Genomic DNA, 17434 nt, shown 5'->3' on the forward strand with positions numbered 1-17434 from the left:
CTCAGCCTCCTGCCGCAGGGCGATAAGGTAAGCGCGCCTGACCAGCCAAGCGCTCGCTGCTGCGATCTGGCTCGACATTCATTAGGCGTAAGGCGTCGGCCATGCTGCGCGAAAATACTGGTGCTGCTGCCAAGCCGCCGTAATAGCCACCCTTGCGAGGCGTATCGATGATCACCGCGGTAACAATTTTAGGATTGCTAGCTGGAGCCATACCGACAAACAAGGACATGTATTGGTCACTAGAATAGCCGCCGCCCTTTGCTTTATGAGCTGTGCCAGTTTTGCCTGCCACGCGATAGCCCGGCACTGCTGCACGAAGCGCAGTGCCTTCCTGCGTAACCACAGTTTCCATCATGGGGATCAAGCTTTTAGCGATGACTTCTGGAATCACTCGATGGCCTTCAACCGGGCCATTCACTTTAATAAAACTCACGGGCCGCTGAATGCCGCCACTAGCGATCGTTGCGTATGCCTGAGCCAATTGCAGTGCAGTCACCGTCACACCATAGCCATAAGACATGGTGGCGACTTCAACAGGATTCCAACGATTTGATGGCTGCAAAATACCAGCGCTCTCGCCGGGAAAGCCACTGCCAGTGGTGCTGCCAAAGCCTAAGTGCTGATGCAGCAGCGGCAGCGTATCGCGCGGCAAGGCCATGGCAATTTGTGCAGTCGCAACGTTGCTGGACTTGGTCAGCACAGTTTGCATATCGATAACGCCGTAATTGCTGTGATCACGCACGACTTTATTGAGCACGCGATACGTACCTGGCGAGGTATCGAAATGACTGCTAGTGGTGAATTTTCCGCTCTCCAATGCCGCCACCAAAGTAAATGGTTTTAGCGTCGAGCCCGGCTCAAACATGTCGGTGACCGCGCGATTACGCACAGCGTCGATATCAAGCGTGCCGCGATTATTCGGGTTGAACGATGGCACACTGGCCATTGCTAGGACTTCGCCGGTCTCGACATCTAGCGAGACCAACACGCCAGCCACGGCATTGTGCTCAGCCACGCCTCGGGCCAATTCGCGATACGCCGAATACTGCACACGCGAATCAAAACTCAAGATGACATCTTGGCCAGGGCGCGCAGGCTTGAGCAGCGCCACATCCTGTACGCGATGACCTTTCAAATCTTTCATCACGCGCTTGCTGCCTTCAATGCCAGCGAGCTTTTTATCGAAAGATAACTCTAAGCCTTCACGGCCATGATCATCTGTACCAGTAAAACCGAGCATATGCGCGGTGGCTTCGGCTTCAGGGTAAAAGCGCTTGTACTCGGTCATCGAATACACGCCAGCAAAATCTTTGGCCAACACTTCTTCTGCATCATTTGGTGTCATGTGACGCACTAAATAGATGAAGCCTTTCTCACGATGGCGCTTAATTTTGGCCTGCAAATCTGCAGGCGATAACTTCAATGCTTTCGCCAGCGCCACCACATCAAGTTTAGCGGCAATGGCTTGGCGAGGATTCAGCCATAGGGTCGTGACCGGCGTGCTCACCGCCAGCGGCGTATTATTTCGGTCACGAATGACGCCGCGCATGGCCATAATCGGCTCAGTACGCATCATGCGAGCATCACCTTGAGCGCGCAGAAATTCACTATCGACGACTGTTAAATAGCCGGCACGCAGAGTAATGCCGCCAAATAAAACCGCGAGAATAAACAGCACAAAGCGATGGCGCCCAACATACTTAAGCCCGCCATGATCACTCGCGGCGGGCTTTGTCTTAGCGCGTGAGTTAGCACGCTGATTTGGTGAGTTAGTGCGCTGATTCATGGCCGCACCATCATGACGTCATGCGGCGCCGGCGAGCGCATACCGAGCTCATCAACCGCGACTTTGCCAATGCGCCCGTAAGCACCCCATGCTTGCTGCTCTAGCAGAAGTTGACCCCATTCCACTTCCAGCTGATCACGCTCAGTTTGCAATGACTGCAAGTCTGCTAAATACAGACGCGACTTATGCACGCTGAAGGCCACCGCAATCGATGTCGACACCAGCACCACGATGACGCAGGCATTTTGCCAAAGAATAGGCTGCATCAAGCTTAGGCGCAGGCCGCTTAAACGCGCTGCCCAGCTCATTTTCGCACGCTCGCTAAACGCTCTGCCACGCGTAAATGCGCACTACGAGCGCGAGGATTTGCGTTGACTTCCTCGGCACTGGGCTCCACGGCTTTGCCAATTTTTTTCAGCTGCGGATTCATTTGCGCAATGGTCACCGGCAGGCCCGGCGGAAAGTCATCGCCCTTAGCCTCACGCACAATGAACTGCTTCACTAAGCGGTCTTCCAGCGAATGGAAGCTAATCACAGCCAAACGACCGCCAGCATTCAATGCATGCAGACTTTGCGCTAGCAAATCTTCTAAATCACCGAGCTCACGATTCACCGCAATGCGAATAGCCTGGAAGCATCGCGTCGCCGGATGCTTATGGCGCTCCCACGATGGATGCGCTTTAGCAATGACATCAGCCAACACTTTAGTTCGCGTAATCGGCGTCACCGCCTGCTCAGCCAATACCGCGCGAGCAATACGGCGGGCATGACGCTCTTCGCCATAAGTTTTAAAGACATCGGTGAGTTCAGCTTCGGAAATCTGCACCAACCATTGCGCCGCACTTAAACCGCGCGTGGTATCCATGCGCATATCGAGCGGGCCATCATTCATAAAGCTAAAGCCGCGCTCGGCATCATCTATCTGTGGCGATGACACACCTAAGTCCGCCAGCAAGCCATCAACCTGACCCAACAAACCACGCGCTTCCAATGCCGGCAGCAAGCTAGCAAAAGAGTCATGGATGATTTCAAAGCGCGAGTCTTCACGCATTAATGCTTCACCGCTGGCGATCGCTTGCGGGTCTTTATCGAAACCAATGACGCGCGCGTTAGGGCCAAGCTGCGCTAGTAGATGGCGTGTATGTCCGCCTCGGCCAAATGTCGCATCCACATAGACGCCATCAGGCTTGCCCAAGACGGCAGCGACGGTCTCATTGAGTAGGACAGTGAGGTGAACTAAGGCATTCATGGTTATAGCGCCAGAGTATCAATGGCTTGCGCAAGCTCGGCAGCCGAGAAGTCGGCATTGAGCAGCTCAGCTTGTAGAGCATCCCAGGTAGGCTTATGCCAGATTTCACATTTCTTGCCCTGACCGGCAAACACCACAGCTTTTTCAAATAGTGCAAATTTGCGTAGCTCGGGGCTAACCAAAAATCGCCCCGCGCTATCGAGATTAATTTCTGTTGCATAGCCCATTAGGCGACGCTTGAGCATGGCTAACGGCGCACTAGAACTCGGCAGTGCATCAAGCCGCGCTTCAATGACTTCCCATTCAGGCAATGGGTACAGCACTAAGCATCTTTCACGAATATCGACGGTCAGGACAAATTTTCCCTGACACTCAGCCATAACGCGCTCGTGGTAACGCGTCGGCAAGCCGATGCGCCCTTTGGCGTCCATGTTGAGTTCGTCGTAGCCGCGAAACATTCGATTAGCCTTCCCGAGTGGGCGATAAAAACAATAAAAACCACAAAGTCACACTTTTCCCCACTCTGTTGGCAATATAGGGATGCGACCGCTGAGCGTCAAGGACAGTCTCAGTCGGTTATATGTATAGTTTAGGTATTGAATAACAATGACTTAGCTTTAATGCGCAGAATCAACATTGTCATTGAATAGAAGATAAACAATGACTTAGCGATGTTTCCTCATGCCAATACGAGAGCTTCGCTAACGTTAGAATTTATAGTTATATATAAATTAGTTATGCGAAGCTTAGACAAGGGTGTAACAGATCTACGCTAGGTCGTAGATCGAGCGCCTCGAGCCACGCGCCAGTGAATCAGCAACGTCAGCCCTGCTACCAGCAGAAACATAAAGCATTGCAGCAGCGTCTGAAAGCCACTACGCCGCTCGCCGTTAATGGCAATCACAAGCGACTCCTGCCGCTGCTGACTTAGCTTTGCCTCACTGGGCCTCGCCTCTTGCTTACCATCGCTTGAATACGATGGCTGACTACGCCAATAAGCATCGTTCGTCTGATGATTGGAGTAGGTATTTTCGTTTAGCGTTAACTCAGGCGTTGCTACTGTGAACACAGCATAGCCCGCAATACCTGCCGAGATGACGATACAAAATACTGCGGCGAAACAGACTGAAAGCGCATATATCTCTAGCTTACTTTTCATGCTCTATCTCACTTTCAAGGCCACCGAGCATATAGAGGCTACTACACATCTCAAGCTCAGCTCACATAATAGGTCGGAGTCAGCCGGTAAGCCGGGTTCTGTCGTGGACGATCATTCCTCTAGGCGCACCGTCGCCGATGCGCTCAAGCAACCTACCCGTGTCCCGCGCGGGCCGCGCGTCTGGACACCTATTTGGTCTTGCTTCGAGTGGGGTTTGCCGTACCGGTCTGTTACCAGACTCGTGGTGCGCTCTTACCGCACCGTTTCACCCTTACCACGCACATCCGAGGATGCCGTTCGGCGGTCTACTCTCTGTTGCACTTTCCGTCGGCTCGCGCCGCCCAGGCGTTACCTGGCACTCTGCCCTATGAAGCCCGGACTTTCCTCCCCCCTGCATGCAGGGCAGCGATCGTCTGGCCAACTCCGGCGCGCAGCATACGGCGGCAGGAGCACTAACTCAAGGCGCATATCTCAGCATTTACTGACATCAACTACTGCGCCGCCTCGCGCAACTGCTGCGCCAACTCGTAAAGTGCATTTTTACGTAGCCCCAAAACCTCCGCAGCAATAGCTGCTGCCTGCTTCACCGGCAACTCCCGCACCAATACCGCCAACAAAGCCTCGGCCGTGATGCTGTGCTGATCATTCACCGCCAGTGCTGGCGCGCCGGCCACAACAATGACCATTTCGCCCCGCTGCTGATTACTGTCGGCCTCAACCCAAGCTAATAGTTCAGCCAATGGCGCGCGTTTAATTGTCTCGAAAGTTTTTGTCAGCTCACGCGCCAAGGTTGCCAAGCGCTGTTCGCCAAAGACACTGGTCATTGCCGCTAGAGTATCGACGATGCGATGCGGCGCTTCATAAAAAATCAGGCTATGCGGTGTCTGCGCCAAAGCCTGTAATCGCGACTCGCGAGGGCCGGCCTTCGCCGATAAAAAACCTTCGAAATGAAATCGGTCAGATGCCAAACCGGCGGCGCTTAAAGCTGCAATTGCTGCACAAGCGCCCGGTACTGGTGACACTCGTATGCCCGCCTCATGCGCTGCTGCCACCACTCGATAGCCAGGGTCGCTAATCAACGGCGTGCCGGCATCGGAAATCAGCGCCAGCGACTCACCAGCGAGCATGCGCTCAATCAGCATGGGCACGCGTTCGGCCTCATTGTGATCATGTACTGCCGTGGTTGGGGTGGTGATGCCTAGCTCTCGCAGCAAGCGACCAGCGTCGCGCGTGTCTTCGGCTGCAATCATCGACACCGCTTGCAGCGTAGCCTTTGCGCGCGGCGATAAATCATCGTTATCGCCAATGGCTGTCGCCACCACATACAACACGCCCGCTTCCAACTTACTCATCGCAGCATCCACTTTTCATTGATCGCTAAGCTTACGTGCCAGCACAGGCATGCGCCATGGTCTTAACTAGAGATAAAGCCAAGGAGTTAGCCATGCCATCCGTGCGCAAGACATTAAAAGCAGGCTCACCGACACAGGTGCAAGGTCGCATAGCCGAGGCCGACGCTTGCGAGCTGCTTATTAGCGCCGGCCATCGCATCATTGCGCAAAACTACCTCTGCCGTGCTGGCGAGATTGATATCATCAGCGTCAACCATTACGGCAAGCTGGTGTTTACTGAAGTACGCTGGCGCAGTAGCGTTGAATTTGGTGGAGCCATTGCCACGATAAACGCGCAAAAGCGAAGCAAAATGAGCAAAACAGCCGCTTTCTTTTTGCGCCAAAACCCACACTACGCTACCTTCAGCAGTCGATTTGATGTCATTGCTTTTAATGGCAAACCGCCGCACTGGCAACGTGTTTGGTTGCGCGGCGCATTTAGCGCGTTTTAACTTTACGGATGAATCATGCAAGCACGCATTGCCCAACTCGGCCACGATGCCATGAGCACACTAGCCAAGCTCGTTGAAGAAGCTAGCCCCGCCATCGAGCAAGCCGCTATGGTTATGGTCGATGCCTTGGTGAATGGGCACAAGATCATCAGTTGCGGCAACGGCGCCTCAGGCGCCAACGCACAGATTTTTGTTAGCAAGCTGCTCAATCGCTTTGACCCTGAGCGCCCCGCCCTACCAGCATTAGCGTTGGCTCCAGATAGCATCACGCTAAGCGCTTTAGCACAGGACAACCGCCTCACCGAATCATTTTCGCGGCCATTTCTCGCCATCGCGCAAACTGGTGATGTCTTGGTGGTGCTATCTGCCAGCGCCACCGCCCCTAATATCATTGCCGCCGTGCATGCTGCTCAAGAGCGAAACTGCCCGGTGATTGCACTCACCGGCGCCAGCGGTGGCGAAATTGCGCGTCTACTTAGCGAGCGTGATGTATTGATTCAAATCCCAGACCATCGCAGCTACCGAGTGCATGAAGCGCAACTCTTTACTTTGCATTGCTGCTGCGCCTTAATCGACACAGCCTTATTTGGAGATCCAGACCTTGCTTATTAAACCCATGAAAATCATATTGACTGCTGCCATCGTTAGCACTGCGTTACTTTCAGGCTGTACCACGCTGGCCAAAATGGGCGTTGCCCCTGGCATCGCAGACCCTGGCACGCGCACAACGGCGCTTTCACTAACTGATATAAGCCTATCGCAAGCCGTTCTTCGCGATATTTTCCGCGACATTCCAGCCGCGCGCGATGGTCGCATCCAAGTTGAATCGTTTTATCAGGTCATATTGATCGTTGGCGAAGTGCAGAGCGCTGAAATTAAAAGCCGCATTACGCAAATCGCGAAGAGCTATAAAGACGTACGCTCAGTACACAATGAGCTAGAAGTGGCAGTGAACCGCGGCCTGCTAGATCGGGCGGGCGATGACATGCTGGAAAGAAAGGCCGGCTTTACCTTAGCCACAGCCGATAATGTGCCTAGCTCGCAAACCAAGATTGTCGCCAAAAATGGCACGGTGTATTTGATGGGCGCACTGACGCAGCGCCAAGCCGATCGCGCCATTTTGCGCCTGCAGGCGCTCGATGGCGTGACACGGATTGTGAAAGTGCTGGAAATAGTTGGTGAGCCGAACGCTCAATAAGCTATTTCACCACACTGAGAAAAGGCCGCGGCTTCGCGGCTTTTTCTATTGCAGGCTCAGCTTCAGCAATAGGCGGTGGCTCGGGCGAGTATTCCGTAGCTTCGAAAAATAGACCTTCGCCATTTTCCTTTGCATAAATGCCCAGCACTGCACCCACTGGCACTTGTATCGCCATTGGCATGCCGCCAAAACGCGCTGAAAACAACACCGCTTCATTGCCCAAAACTAAGTCGCGCACAGCCGATGGCATGACGTTAAGCACAATGCGGCCATCCTCAACAAATTGTTGGGGCAACTCGCAGCCCGGCCAATACGCATCGACCAATAAGTATGGCGTAAAGTCGGCATCGACTAACCACTCATAGATGGCACGAATAAAGTAAGGGCGCGTTCCTTTCAGCTGCATCACTGGTTTCAGCCTCGGCGCATATCGCGTTCAACATCGGTCAAGCTGGCTAAGAAGCCATCGCGATGGAAGATCTGCCCCATATAACGCACCATGCCTTTGCATGAGCGCTCTGGCAGCTCAATACCCATTGCCGGCAAGCGCCATAAGATTGGTGCCAACATGCAATCGAGCAGAGAAAACTCTTCGCTCATGAAGAAAGGCATCTCGTTAAAAATCGGGGCAACCGTAATCAAGCTATCGCGAAGTGTTTTTTGCGCTTTCTGTAAAGCCGCATCCTTCAACTTACCCGACAAAATGGCATCGACTTGCGAGCACCAATCTTTCTCAATGCGATAAGCCAATAATCTAGCCTGCGCACGTGCAACCGGATAAATCGGTAGCAATGGTGGGTGTGGAAAGCGTTCGTCAAGGTATTCCATCATGACTTTGGTTTCATAAAGCGATAAGTCACGATCGACCAATACCGGCAGTTCGTTATACGGGTTCAAATCTGCTAAATCGGCTGGGCGATTGCCTGCAGAAACACTCACTACATCGACTGAAACACCTTTTTCGGCCAACACAAAGCGTACGCGGTGGCTGTAATGATCCGCCGCTTCCGAATAAAAAGTCATTGAAGCGCGTCGTGTAACCGTCGCCATCTTAAATCCCCCTAGCAAGCGCTCCACTCAGAAGCGCAAAAGCAAAAGGGCGGCACCGTAAAGCGCGCGCCCTTCTGCTCAAGACCACAGCCGGCAAATGCCGATGTGGGATTATTTAACGTCTTTCCAGAACTCTTTGTTCAGGAAGTACACGGGAATAAAGAGCACTGCCAAGAACAGTAACACCCAAAAACCCATGGCTTCACGCGTGGTGCGCGAAGGTTCAGCCATATACGTCATGAAGTTAACCAGGTCGCCCATAGCTTCTTCATAACCTTCAGGACCTAGCTCTTTCTCCAGCGGTTGTAGTACATGAGGCATACCAACATCTTTAAAGACGTGGTTGTTTACACCCCATGGACGTTTATCGTCTGGATAGAAGTTAAGCAAGTAGGTATAGACCCAGTCTGGCGAGCGGAAACGTGTTTCCAAAGACAGATCAGGCGGCGCATTACCAAACCATTTGGCTTGATCTTTCGGGCTCACGTGCGAGTTGATCGGATCGCCGATTTTATCGCTAGTAAACATCATGTACTTTTCAACCAACGCAGGGTCGATGTCTAAATCTTGTGACATTCGCTCGTAACGCAAGTATTTCGCGCTATGACAGCCTGAGCAGTAGCTTAGAAAAAGCTGAGCGCCTTTCTGCAACGATGCTTTATCGTGCAAATTGATCGGTGCTACTTCGCATTCGTGCAGCTCACCGCAGGCGCCACCAGCCGAGGCGAAAGCCCAAACCGGTGCTATCGACAAGACAAGAGCCATGATCAACTTTTTCATTAGTGTGATCCCCCAGTAATGCGATCAGGCACAGGTTTTACCTTCTCCATGGACGTATAGAACGGCATGAGTAAGAAAAACAAGAAATAAGTAATCGTCAAGATCTGCGACATCACGGTTTTAACAGGATCGGAAGGTACTGCGCCTAAGTAGCCCAAGCCTAAGAAGCTGATGACAAACACACCAAGCCAAATCTTGCTTTGCGTGCCTTTATAGCGCATCGATTTCACCGGGCTCTTATCCAGCCAAGGCAGGACAAAGAGAATGGCAATCGCCGCACCCATGGCAACCACACCACCAATTTTTGACGGTACTGCACGCAGAATCGCGTAGTACGGGGTGTAATACCATACTGGAGCAATGTGATCAGGCGTCTTCAGCGGGTTAGCTGGCTCGAAGTTTGGTCGCTCCAAGAAGTAGCCACCGCCATCAGGGAAGAAGAACAACACTGCCGAGAAAGCCGCCAAGAACACCACAATACCGACTAAGTCATGCACCGTGTAGTAAGGGTGGAAAGCAATGCCATCTAGTGGAATACCGTCTTCGCCTTTCACTTTCTTGATGTCAACGCCATCAGGGTTGTTTGAGCCCACATGGTGCAATGCAACCAAGTGCATAAACACTAAGGCCACAAGCACTAGAGGAATCGCCACCACGTGTAATGCGAAGAAGCGGTTCAAGGTAATGCCAGAGATCAAGTAGTCGCCGCGAACCCAAGTCACTAGCTGCTCGCCGACAACTGGCACAGCACCAGCCAAGTTCAGAATAACTTGCGCACCCCAATAGGACATATTGCCCCATGGCAGCAGGTAACCGAAGAAGCCTTCAGCCATTAGCGCTAAGTAGATGGCCATACCGAACAGCCACACCAGCTCACGAGGCTTTTTGTATGAACCGTAAAGCAAGCCGCGGAACATATGCAGATAAATCACAACGAAGAACGCGGATGCGCCGGTGGAGTGCATATAGCGCAATAACCAGCCGTACTCAACGTCACGCATGATGTATTCGATAGAATCAAATGCACCTTCGCCTGACGGGTTGTAAGACATCGTCAACCAAATACCGGTAACCAGTTGGTTAACCAACACAATCATTGACAACACACCGAAGAAATACCAGAAGTTGAAGTTCTTCGGGGCATAGTACTTCGACATGTGATATTCGTAGGTTTCAGTCGCGGGGAAACGCGCATCTACCCAGCCCATAAGGCTTTTACCTAGATTTGCCATCAGACGGTATCCTCACCAATCACAATCACAGAGTCTGTTACGTAGCGGTAAGGTGGCACCACTAAGTTTGTTGGCGCCGGCACACCACTAAAGACGCGACCAGCTAAGTCAAAGCGCGAGCCGTGGCATGGACAAAAGAACCCACCGACCCAGTCTGCACCTAAATCGGCAGCAGCAACTTCTGGACGGAATAATGGAGAACAGCCCAAGTGCGTGCAAATACCGGTCAACACCAAAAACTCAGGCTTAATTGAGCGCGTGGGGTTTTTAGCGTATGCAGGCTGCTGAGTTTCAACTTCAGAATTTGGGTCATTAAGCTTGCTATCGTGCGTAGACAGCGTTCTCAGCATTTCAGGCGTGCGACGCACCACCCAAACAGGCTTACCACGCCACTCAAACACAGCGCGCTGGCCAGGCTCGATCTGACTAATGTCAGCGGTGACGGGTGCACCAGCGGCTTTCGCCTTGGCGCTCGGGTTCCACGATTTTACAAAGGGAACTGCTACCCCTGCGACGCCCACAGCACCTACAGCAGCTGTGGCACCAATCAGCAGGCGGCGGCGATCAACATTTACGCCGTCAGTACTCATTAGACGCACTCTCCGAATCAGCTTAAGGCCGCCATTTAGAGGCACGCGCTGGTACCTGGCGGAGCTTGAAAAAGCCCACACATGTTAATGAAATAGCATGGAACTGACAAGATAAAGAAAGCCATATCCACACAGAGTTTCCGCTCATTACACAGAAAATAGACCAAATGCAAAAAGCCCGCTGGTAAACCAAGCGGGCTTTTTGTATCGGCGTCGGCGACTAGCGCCGAGCAGATTAACGCTTCGAGTACTGTGGACGCTTACGCGCTTTACGCAGACCGATTTTCTTACGCTCAACTTCACGCGCATCACGCGTTACGAAGCCTGCTTTACGCAGTGGCGATTTCAGCTCTTCGTTGTATTCCACCAAAGCACGTGTAATGCCATGACGAATTGCACCGGCTTGGCCGCCGATACCACCACCAGCAACGGTGACTTTGATGTCGAATTGAGTCAGAAGCTCAACCAACTCTAGTGGCTGACGCACCACCATACGAGCAGTTTCACGACCAAAGTAAGTATCCAACGGGCGGTCATTAACGACGATGTCGCCTTTACCCGGAGTGATAAACACGCGTGCTGTCGCAGTTTTGCGACGGCCAGTACCGTAATTCATTGTCATAGCTTAGGCGCTCAGATATTCAGTTCTTGCGGCTGTTGGGCGGAATGGGGATGCTCAGCACCACCATACACTTTCAACTTAGCCAGCATATCACGACCCAATGGGCCTTTTGGCAGCATGCCTTTAACGGCGATTTCCAAAGGAGCTTCAGGGCGATGTGCCAATAGCTTCTCGAAATTCACGCCTTTGATACCACCAGGGAAGCCTGTGTGGTGCCAGTACATTTTGTCCTGAACCTTGTTGCCAGTGACAGCTACTTTGCTAGCGTTCACAACAACAATGTAATCGCCGGTGTCGACGTGCGGAGTAAATTCTGGCTTGTGCTTACCGCGCAGACGCACGGCAATAGCGGAAGCTAGACGACCCAGCGTTTTACCGTTTGCGTCAACCACAAACCATTCACGCTTTACGGTCTCAGGCTTGGCACTGATAGTCTTCATGTCAACTTGCCTTCAAAAATCGAGTTGTGCGGCAACCCAAAAATGTTGTCACCGCAATGAGGTCGCGAATGTTACCCAAGGACGAGCCTATTGGCAATGACTGCTTGAAGATTTTTTCACTACCCTAGGCATTGCTGCGCTAATTAGGTCAGCGTGTGAGCAATAGCGCGCTATATACATAGCCTCGGACCTACAAAACAAGCTTGATTGCTCTGCATGCCATACGCCTAAGGCCGATGTGGGCGCATCAAATAATCGCTGGATTGCATTTCCTGCAATCGACTTTGGGTTCGCTCAAACTCAAAGCTCAAGCGCCCGCCTGAGTATAGCGACAAAATAGGCCGCTCAGCGGATGCCACCAAATTAACGCAGCGATCATAAAGCTCATCGATCAAATTGATAAAGCGCCTTGCTGCATCGTCGTTATCTATACCCAGCTCAGGAATACCAACCAGCACTACTGAGTGGTAAACACGTGCCAGCTCAATATAGTCATGAGCGCTTCTAGGCTCTTCGCAGAGCTCCGTAAAGCTAACCCAGAGCACATCATCACTGCGACAAAGAACCTCGACCGTCCTATCATTAATATTAAGTGGCGAGTTCTGCACACTCTGTCCGAGCGTTAGCTCTCTAAAACGCGCCTGCAAAGCTTGTGCAGCTGCATCATCCACTGGCGTGTAGTAGAGCGCCGCCTGCGTTAATACGCGCAGTCGATAATCAATGCCGGCATCCACATTGAGCACTCGGCAATGCGCTTGCACTAGCGCGATGGCAGGAAGGAAGCGCTGGCGCTGCAAGCCGTTTTCATACAAACGCTCAGGCACGATATTTGATGTGGCCACAAGGGTCACACCGCGCACAAACAAGCGCTCGAACAATCCACCCAAAATCATCGCATCGGCAATGTCAGTAACAAAAAACTCATCGAAGCAAATAACAACAGCCTCATTATGCAAGGTGTCGGCGACGTGCGAGAGTGGGTCTTTTGTGCCCTGCAACTCTTTCAGCTGAAGATGAACTCGCTGCATAAAGCGATGAAAATGCACGCGTAACTTGCGCCGAAATGGCACTGACTCAAAAAATAAATCCATCAACCAAGTCTTACCACGGCCTACTCCACCCCATAAATACAGACCTTGGGCTGGCAACTTTTGACGCCTAATTTCTCGTATCCGCGCAGGGCCTCGCACGCGCTGAGCACGCTCAAAGCGCGCAAGAAGCTCATCAAATACTTGCTGCAAGCCCTCTACCGCTTCTCTTTGCGCAGGATCAGCGGTGTAGCCCTCTTGTGCGATGAGCAGCTCATAGCTTGGCAATGGCCCAAGAGGGCTACTTTTGTTTTGCACATCAGCCATTGCGGCCTTCTCCTGCTTCAATGCCATGACGAACCCAATCGCGTAAATCGGTCAAGCGACCATGGAAAAAATGACTGGCGCCCGTCATCACACGCTCCTCTATTTCAGCATTTTGCGTTTCCAGCCAGTCACTAATGGCCTGCGGATCGACAACCTCATCCTCATTGCCATAAATCACTCGCGTGCCTTTTGGCAACTGGAAACCGACCATCGGAAACCGCGTCACAGGCGGCGCAATCAGCATCAGCGAGCGCCCCTGCAAAGATGCTTGAGTTGCCTTAGCCCAAACTGTAGCAGCCACAAAAGCACCAAAAGAGAAGCCAATGAGGGTGAGCTCTTCAATACCCAGCGTCGCCTGCGCCCAAGCCAGTACCGCCAGCACATCATGCTGCTCGCCGGCGCCATGATCGAACTCACCAGCACTTTCGCCTACACCACGAAAGTTGAATCTGAGGCTTGCCATGCTGGCATCGCGACATGCTCTATGAGCGGTGAAAATAACTTTATTTTCCATGGTGCCGCCAAATAGCGGGTGCGGATGGCAGAGCACAGCCAAGGATTTTGCTCGGGCATGAGGCGGCACAGACAAAATGGCCTGTAACGGGCCCATCGGGCCAGGTAGTGTCAGCCGATGGTCACCGACAGCGTACTTAAAGGGGGAGTTTTCGTTACCGGCCATGCCGAAGTCCTCTACGTAGATCTTTCGCAAGTAGCGGCGAGAATGGTATAGATACACACATCGATCGCCAACGCTGTTATTTGCATGAATAATACGCGCTTAGGTGGTAGCTCGGCATTAAGCCGATAGGGAGAGTTCAGATGACGGCGTTGTGGAGCACAGTATTCTTTTTCATTGGCGTTGCAATTGGCGCTTATTACATGAAACGTCGGACTTCCGATCACCGCAGCCACGAGCTAGAGGCTCTGCTCACTGATCTGCAAAGTCGCCACGAAAATTATCAAAATGATGTGCGCAGCCACTTCGAGCACTCGGCACAGCTAGTGAACGAGATGACACAGCGCTATCGTGAGATTCATGAGCACCTACGCACGGGGGCACAAGTACTGTGCAATGACCCTAAGCGCGCTCGTGAAGACAACCCCGCCAACCAGTTTGTTGGTCTGTCTGGCCCCGCTCCTGAGCCACAAGAGCCGAACCCTTACGCGGGCATTGAGTCGGGCGACTTTTCGTATTATGAGCCGCCACGCGACTACGCCACTAAGGATCCGCTCGATAAGGGCATGCTCGATGAGCGTTATGGATTTAAATAAGTCTTGTTGAAAAATACGGCGCGCGCCTGCAAGTCGGCCTCAGACGATTGGACGAGTGCCGACCTTACTTTTCGTGCGTCTATAGATTATAATTTTCAACCGAATTCACACTAAACCATCGTGTGCATTGGCCTCAGTGGGCCGATTATCGTGGTGGTTTAGTTTTTACCGCCCCCTCCAGAGGACTCCACTGTGCTCGAAGCCTATCGTCAGCATGTTGCCGAACGCGCCGCCCTCGGCGTACCCCCAAAACCACTAGATGAAGCACAAGTCGCCTCCGTAGTCGAACTCTTAAAAAACCCACCTAAGGGCGAAGAAGACTTCTTAGTAGACCTGCTTGAAAACCGAGTTCCGCCTGGTGTTGACCCCGCTGCCTATGTGAAAGCTGGCTACTTAGCCGCTATCGCTACTGGCAAAGCTGACTCAGCTCTTATCAGCAAGCAACGCGCTGTGTATCTGCTTGGCACAATGCTTGGTGGTTACAACGTGGCCCCGCTAGTTACTTTGCTAGATGATGCAAATCTAGCAGCCGAAGCCGCCATTGCGCTGAAAAAGACATTACTCGTATTTGATGCTTTCCACGATGTTGAAGAGAAAGCTAAGGGTGGTAATGCCCACGCTAAAGGCGTCATGCAGTCATGGGCCGATGGCGAATGGTTCACCAACCGTCCAGACGTTGCGCAAAAAATCACCGTCACCGTGTTCAAAGTGACCGGCGAAACCAACACCGATGACCTGTCGCCTGCGCAAGATGCGTGGAGCCGCCCAGACATCCCGCTACACGCCAACGCCATGCTGAAAAACGCGCGCGATGGTATTACGCCTGACAAGCCCGGCGAAATTGGTTCGATCAAACAGATCGAAGCACTGAAAGCTAAAGGCCACACAGTTGCCTATGTTGGTGATGTAGTTGGTACAGGCTCAAGCCGTAAATCAGCTACCAACTCGGTGCTCTGGTTCACTGGCGATGACTTGCCGCACATCCCTAACAAGCGCGATGGCGGCGTTTGTATCGGCAACAAAATCGCTCCTATCTTCTTCAACACCATGGAAGATGCTGGTGCGCTGCCATTTGAGTGCGACGTTAACTCGCTCCACATGGGCGATGTCATCGACATCTACCCATTCGAAGGCAAAATCTGCAAGCACGGCACCGATGAAGTCATCGTCAATTTCGAGCTAAAATCACAGGTATTGCTAGACGAAGTACGTGCCGGTGGCCGTATCAACTTGATCATCGGCCGTGGCTTGACCAACCGAGCTCGTGAAGCTTTAGGTCTTAGTGCATCGACTCTATTCCGCCAGCCACACTTGCCAACAGACACCAAAAAAGGTTTCACGCTGGCACAGAAAATGGTCGGTCGCGCTTGCAACCTGCCAGAAGGCTTAGGCGTTCGCCCAGGCACGTACTGCGAACCGAAAATGACCACCGTGGGCTCGCAAGATACCACTGGCCCAATGACACGCGACGAGCTGAAAGATTTGGCTTGCTTGGGTTTCTCGGCTGACTTGGTTATGCAATCGTTCTGCCACACCGCCGCCTATCCAAAACCTGTTGACGTTGGCACGCACCACACACTGCCAGACTTCATCATGAACCGTGGCGGTGTTTCGCTGCGTCCAGGCGACGGCATCATCCACTCTTGGCTCAACCGCATGTTGCTGCCCGACACTGTCGGCACCGGCGGCGACTCGCACACTCGCTTCCCACTGGGCATTTCCTTCCCAGCTGGTTCTGGCTTGGTGGCCTTCGCAGCCGCTACTGGCGTGATGCCATTAGACATGCCTGAATCAGTGCTAGTGCGCTTCAAAGGCAAAATGCAGCCAGGCATCACGCTACGTGACTTGGTGCACGCGATTCCTTACTACGGCATCCAAAAAGGCCTGCTCACTGTTGAGAAGAAAGGCAAAATCAACGCCTTCAACGGTCGCATTCTGGAAATTGAAGGCCTTGAGCACCTAACTGCCGAGCAAGCCTTTGAATTGTCAGATGCTTCTGCTGAGCGTTCAGCTGCGGGTTGCACGATCACCTTGTCGGAAGCCAGCGTGAAAGAGTACCTGACCTCCAACATCACCATGCTGAAATGGATGATTTCCAATGGCTATGGCGATGCTCGCACCATCGCGCGCCGCATTGGCAATATGGAAAAATGGCTGGCCAACCCAAGCCTGCTACGCGCTGATAAAGACGCTGAGTACGCCGAAATCATCGAAATCGATCTGGCCGATGTAAAAGAGCCTGTGCTCTGCTGCCCGAACGATCCAGATGACGCCAAGCTGCTATCCGATGTTGCTGGCACTAAGATCGATGAAGTCTTCATTGGCTCATGCATGACCAACATTGGTCACTTCCGCGCTGCTGGTAAGCTGCTCGACAAAGTGCCTGGTGGATCGCTGACCACGAAATTGTGGATCGCCCCGCCGACCAAAATGGATCAGCATCAGCTCATGGAAGAAGGCTACTACAACATCTATGGCCGTGCTGGTGCTCGTACTGAGATGCCTGGCTGCTCGCTGTGCATGGGCAACCAAGCTCGCGTCGCACCCAACAGCACTTGCGTATCGACATCGACGCGTAACTTCCCCAACCGTTTAGGCCAAGGTGCCGATGTCTACTTGGCCTCAGCCGAGCTAGCGTCAGTTGCCGCTGTTATTGGCAAGCTACCCACCGTGGCTGAGTACATGGAGTACGCTAAGCAAATCGAATCAATGTCAGGCGAGATTTATCAATACCTGAACTTTGACAAGATGGAGGAGTACACAACTCCAGCGGGTAAAATTGATATCGCTCAGCTGACATAATAGCCGCAGTGATACACAAAAAAGCCCAGCTATATGCTGGGCTTTTTTATACGTAG

General features: G+C 52.6%; 20 protein-coding genes and 1 other RNA gene. 5 read left to right on the plus strand and 16 right to left on the minus strand.

The window, feature by feature from the left end; all coding sequences use genetic code 11:
• Position 1 precedes the first annotated feature (1 nt).
• The 7 genes from ACFQ0F_RS06975 to rsmI form a co-directional block, all read right to left on the minus strand.
• On the minus strand, positions 2–1786 hold the full coding sequence (locus tag ACFQ0F_RS06975; RefSeq protein ID WP_379070561.1) for a peptidoglycan D,D-transpeptidase FtsI family protein: 1785 nt from the start codon (positions 1784–1786) through the stop codon (positions 2–4).
• Positions 1783–2094: a cell division protein FtsL gene (gene ftsL / locus ACFQ0F_RS06980; protein WP_340674836.1), complete on the minus strand. Its 312-nt coding sequence runs from the start codon at positions 2092–2094 to the stop codon at positions 1783–1785. The genes ACFQ0F_RS06975 and ftsL overlap by 4 nt, the downstream gene beginning before the upstream one ends.
• Positions 2091–3035: a 16S rRNA (cytosine(1402)-N(4))-methyltransferase RsmH gene (rsmH, locus tag ACFQ0F_RS06985; protein WP_379070566.1), complete on the minus strand. Its 945-nt coding sequence runs from the start codon at positions 3033–3035 to the stop codon at positions 2091–2093. Before rsmH ends, ftsL begins: the two co-directional genes overlap by 4 nt.
• 2 nt (positions 3036–3037) lie before the next feature.
• Complete coding sequence (mraZ, locus tag ACFQ0F_RS06990) at positions 3038–3493, minus strand: division/cell wall cluster transcriptional repressor MraZ (protein ID WP_340674835.1); 456 nt, start codon at positions 3491–3493, stop codon at positions 3038–3040.
• Between the two features lie 314 nt (positions 3494–3807).
• Complete coding sequence (locus ACFQ0F_RS06995) at positions 3808–4194, minus strand: hypothetical protein (protein WP_379070571.1); 387 nt, start codon at positions 4192–4194, stop codon at positions 3808–3810.
• Positions 4195–4265: 71 nt separating this feature from the next.
• Positions 4266–4619: RNase P RNA component class A (gene rnpB, locus ACFQ0F_RS07000), an RNA gene on the minus strand.
• Between the two features lie 66 nt (positions 4620–4685).
• A complete protein-coding gene (rsmI, locus tag ACFQ0F_RS07005; protein ID WP_379070574.1) occupies positions 4686–5546 on the minus strand; it encodes a 16S rRNA (cytidine(1402)-2'-O)-methyltransferase in 861 nt (286 codons plus the stop codon).
• A gap of 92 nt (positions 5547–5638) precedes the next feature.
• Between rsmI and ACFQ0F_RS07010 the strand changes: the two genes are divergently transcribed.
• The 3 genes from ACFQ0F_RS07010 to ACFQ0F_RS07020 are packed head-to-tail and all read left to right on the plus strand — an operon-like array spanning position 5639 to position 7235.
• The gene (locus ACFQ0F_RS07010) at positions 5639–6037 is read left to right on the plus strand and encodes a YraN family protein (RefSeq protein WP_340675627.1); all 399 of its coding nucleotides are present in this window, start codon (positions 5639–5641) and stop codon (positions 6035–6037) included.
• 15 nt (positions 6038–6052) lie between these two features.
• Positions 6053–6649: a D-sedoheptulose-7-phosphate isomerase gene (locus ACFQ0F_RS07015; RefSeq protein ID WP_340675626.1), complete on the plus strand. Its 597-nt coding sequence runs from the start codon at positions 6053–6055 to the stop codon at positions 6647–6649.
• Entirely contained in the window at positions 6639–7235 is a 597-nt protein-coding gene (locus tag ACFQ0F_RS07020; RefSeq protein ID WP_379070578.1) for a BON domain-containing protein, read from the plus strand. The genes ACFQ0F_RS07015 and ACFQ0F_RS07020 overlap by 11 nt, the downstream gene beginning before the upstream one ends.
• Before the next feature lies 1 nt (position 7236).
• Here ACFQ0F_RS07020 and ACFQ0F_RS07025 read toward each other — a convergent pair whose 3' ends face one another.
• From ACFQ0F_RS07025 to ACFQ0F_RS07065, 9 genes are all read right to left on the minus strand, one after another.
• Complete coding sequence (locus ACFQ0F_RS07025; protein WP_340675624.1) at positions 7237–7641, minus strand: ClpXP protease specificity-enhancing factor; 405 nt, start codon at positions 7639–7641, stop codon at positions 7237–7239.
• A gap of 8 nt (positions 7642–7649) precedes the next feature.
• A complete protein-coding gene (locus ACFQ0F_RS07030) occupies positions 7650–8258 on the minus strand; it encodes a glutathione S-transferase N-terminal domain-containing protein (protein WP_340675623.1) in 609 nt (202 codons plus the stop codon).
• A gap of 138 nt (positions 8259–8396) precedes the next feature.
• Positions 8397–9065 carry a cytochrome c1 gene (locus ACFQ0F_RS07035; RefSeq protein WP_340675622.1) on the minus strand — a complete coding sequence of 223 codons (669 nt, stop codon included), beginning with the start codon at positions 9063–9065 and terminating at the stop codon, positions 8397–8399.
• Positions 9065–10273 (minus strand): cytochrome b, encoded by a 1209-nt coding sequence (locus ACFQ0F_RS07040; protein WP_379072131.1) that lies wholly within the window; start codon positions 10271–10273, stop codon positions 9065–9067. The genes ACFQ0F_RS07035 and ACFQ0F_RS07040 overlap by 1 nt, the downstream gene beginning before the upstream one ends.
• 23 nt (positions 10274–10296) lie before the next feature.
• Positions 10297–10887 carry a ubiquinol-cytochrome c reductase iron-sulfur subunit gene (gene petA, locus ACFQ0F_RS07045; RefSeq protein WP_340675621.1) on the minus strand — a complete coding sequence of 197 codons (591 nt, stop codon included), beginning with the start codon at positions 10885–10887 and terminating at the stop codon, positions 10297–10299.
• 235 nt (positions 10888–11122) lie between these two features.
• Positions 11123–11509 carry a 30S ribosomal protein S9 gene (gene rpsI, locus ACFQ0F_RS07050; RefSeq protein WP_340675620.1) on the minus strand — a complete coding sequence of 129 codons (387 nt, stop codon included), beginning with the start codon at positions 11507–11509 and terminating at the stop codon, positions 11123–11125.
• Positions 11510–11520: 11 nt separating this feature from the next.
• Complete coding sequence (gene rplM, locus ACFQ0F_RS07055) at positions 11521–11949, minus strand: 50S ribosomal protein L13 (protein WP_340675619.1); 429 nt, start codon at positions 11947–11949, stop codon at positions 11521–11523.
• A gap of 227 nt (positions 11950–12176) precedes the next feature.
• Complete coding sequence (zapE, locus tag ACFQ0F_RS07060) at positions 12177–13331, minus strand: cell division protein ZapE (RefSeq protein ID WP_379070586.1); 1155 nt, start codon at positions 13329–13331, stop codon at positions 12177–12179.
• Complete coding sequence (locus tag ACFQ0F_RS07065; RefSeq protein ID WP_379070589.1) at positions 13297–13983, minus strand: alpha/beta hydrolase; 687 nt, start codon at positions 13981–13983, stop codon at positions 13297–13299. Before ACFQ0F_RS07065 ends, zapE begins: the two co-directional genes overlap by 35 nt.
• A gap of 140 nt (positions 13984–14123) precedes the next feature.
• On the opposite strand from ACFQ0F_RS07065, the gene ACFQ0F_RS07070 reads away from it, so the two are divergent.
• The gene (locus ACFQ0F_RS07070; protein ID WP_379070592.1) at positions 14124–14576 is read left to right on the plus strand and encodes a YhcB family protein; all 453 of its coding nucleotides are present in this window, start codon (positions 14124–14126) and stop codon (positions 14574–14576) included.
• Positions 14577–14768: 192 nt separating this feature from the next.
• Positions 14769–17378, plus strand: a complete 2610-nt coding sequence (acnB, locus tag ACFQ0F_RS07075) for a bifunctional aconitate hydratase 2/2-methylisocitrate dehydratase (RefSeq protein ID WP_340675615.1) — start codon at positions 14769–14771, stop codon at positions 17376–17378.
• Positions 17379–17434: the final 56 nt, after the last annotated feature.

The organism is Paraperlucidibaca wandonensis (assembly GCF_042677145.1).
GTDB lineage: Bacteria > Pseudomonadota > Gammaproteobacteria > Pseudomonadales > Moraxellaceae > Perlucidibaca > Perlucidibaca wandonensis.

Coding starts and splice junctions, on each gene's coding strand:
- ACFQ0F_RS06975 (WP_379070561.1), bottom strand. CDS start 1,786: ATGAATCAGCGCACTAACTCACCAAATCAGCGTGCTAACTCACGCGCT.
- ftsL (WP_340674836.1), bottom strand. CDS start 2,094: ATGAGCTGGGCAGCGCGTTTAAGCGGCCTGCGCCTAAGCTTGATGCAG.
- rsmH (WP_379070566.1), bottom strand. CDS start 3,035: ATGAATGCCTTAGTTCACCTCACTGTCCTACTCAATGAGACCGTCGCT.
- mraZ (WP_340674835.1), bottom strand. CDS start 3,493: ATGTTTCGCGGCTACGACGAACTCAACATGGACGCCAAAGGGCGCATC.
- ACFQ0F_RS06995 (WP_379070571.1), bottom strand. CDS start 4,194: ATGAAAAGTAAGCTAGAGATATATGCGCTTTCAGTCTGTTTCGCCGCA.
- rsmI (WP_379070574.1), bottom strand. CDS start 5,546: ATGAGTAAGTTGGAAGCGGGCGTGTTGTATGTGGTGGCGACAGCCATT.
- ACFQ0F_RS07010 (WP_340675627.1), top strand. CDS start 5,639: ATGCCATCCGTGCGCAAGACATTAAAAGCAGGCTCACCGACACAGGTG.
- ACFQ0F_RS07015 (WP_340675626.1), top strand. CDS start 6,053: ATGCAAGCACGCATTGCCCAACTCGGCCACGATGCCATGAGCACACTA.
- ACFQ0F_RS07025 (WP_340675624.1), bottom strand. CDS start 7,641: ATGCAGCTGAAAGGAACGCGCCCTTACTTTATTCGTGCCATCTATGAG.
- ACFQ0F_RS07030 (WP_340675623.1), bottom strand. CDS start 8,258: ATGACTTTTTATTCGGAAGCGGCGGATCATTACAGCCACCGCGTACGC.
- ACFQ0F_RS07035 (WP_340675622.1), bottom strand. CDS start 9,065: ATGAAAAAGTTGATCATGGCTCTTGTCTTGTCGATAGCACCGGTTTGG.
- ACFQ0F_RS07040 (WP_379072131.1), bottom strand. CDS start 10,273: ATGGGCTGGGTAGATGCGCGTTTCCCCGCGACTGAAACCTACGAATAT.
- petA (WP_340675621.1), bottom strand. CDS start 10,887: ATGAGTACTGACGGCGTAAATGTTGATCGCCGCCGCCTGCTGATTGGT.
- rpsI (WP_340675620.1), bottom strand. CDS start 11,509: ATGACAATGAATTACGGTACTGGCCGTCGCAAAACTGCGACAGCACGC.
- rplM (WP_340675619.1), bottom strand. CDS start 11,949: ATGAAGACTATCAGTGCCAAGCCTGAGACCGTAAAGCGTGAATGGTTT.
- zapE (WP_379070586.1), bottom strand. CDS start 13,331: ATGGCATTGAAGCAGGAGAAGGCCGCAATGGCTGATGTGCAAAACAAA.
- ACFQ0F_RS07065 (WP_379070589.1), bottom strand. CDS start 13,983: ATGGCCGGTAACGAAAACTCCCCCTTTAAGTACGCTGTCGGTGACCAT.
- ACFQ0F_RS07070 (WP_379070592.1), top strand. CDS start 14,124: ATGACGGCGTTGTGGAGCACAGTATTCTTTTTCATTGGCGTTGCAATT.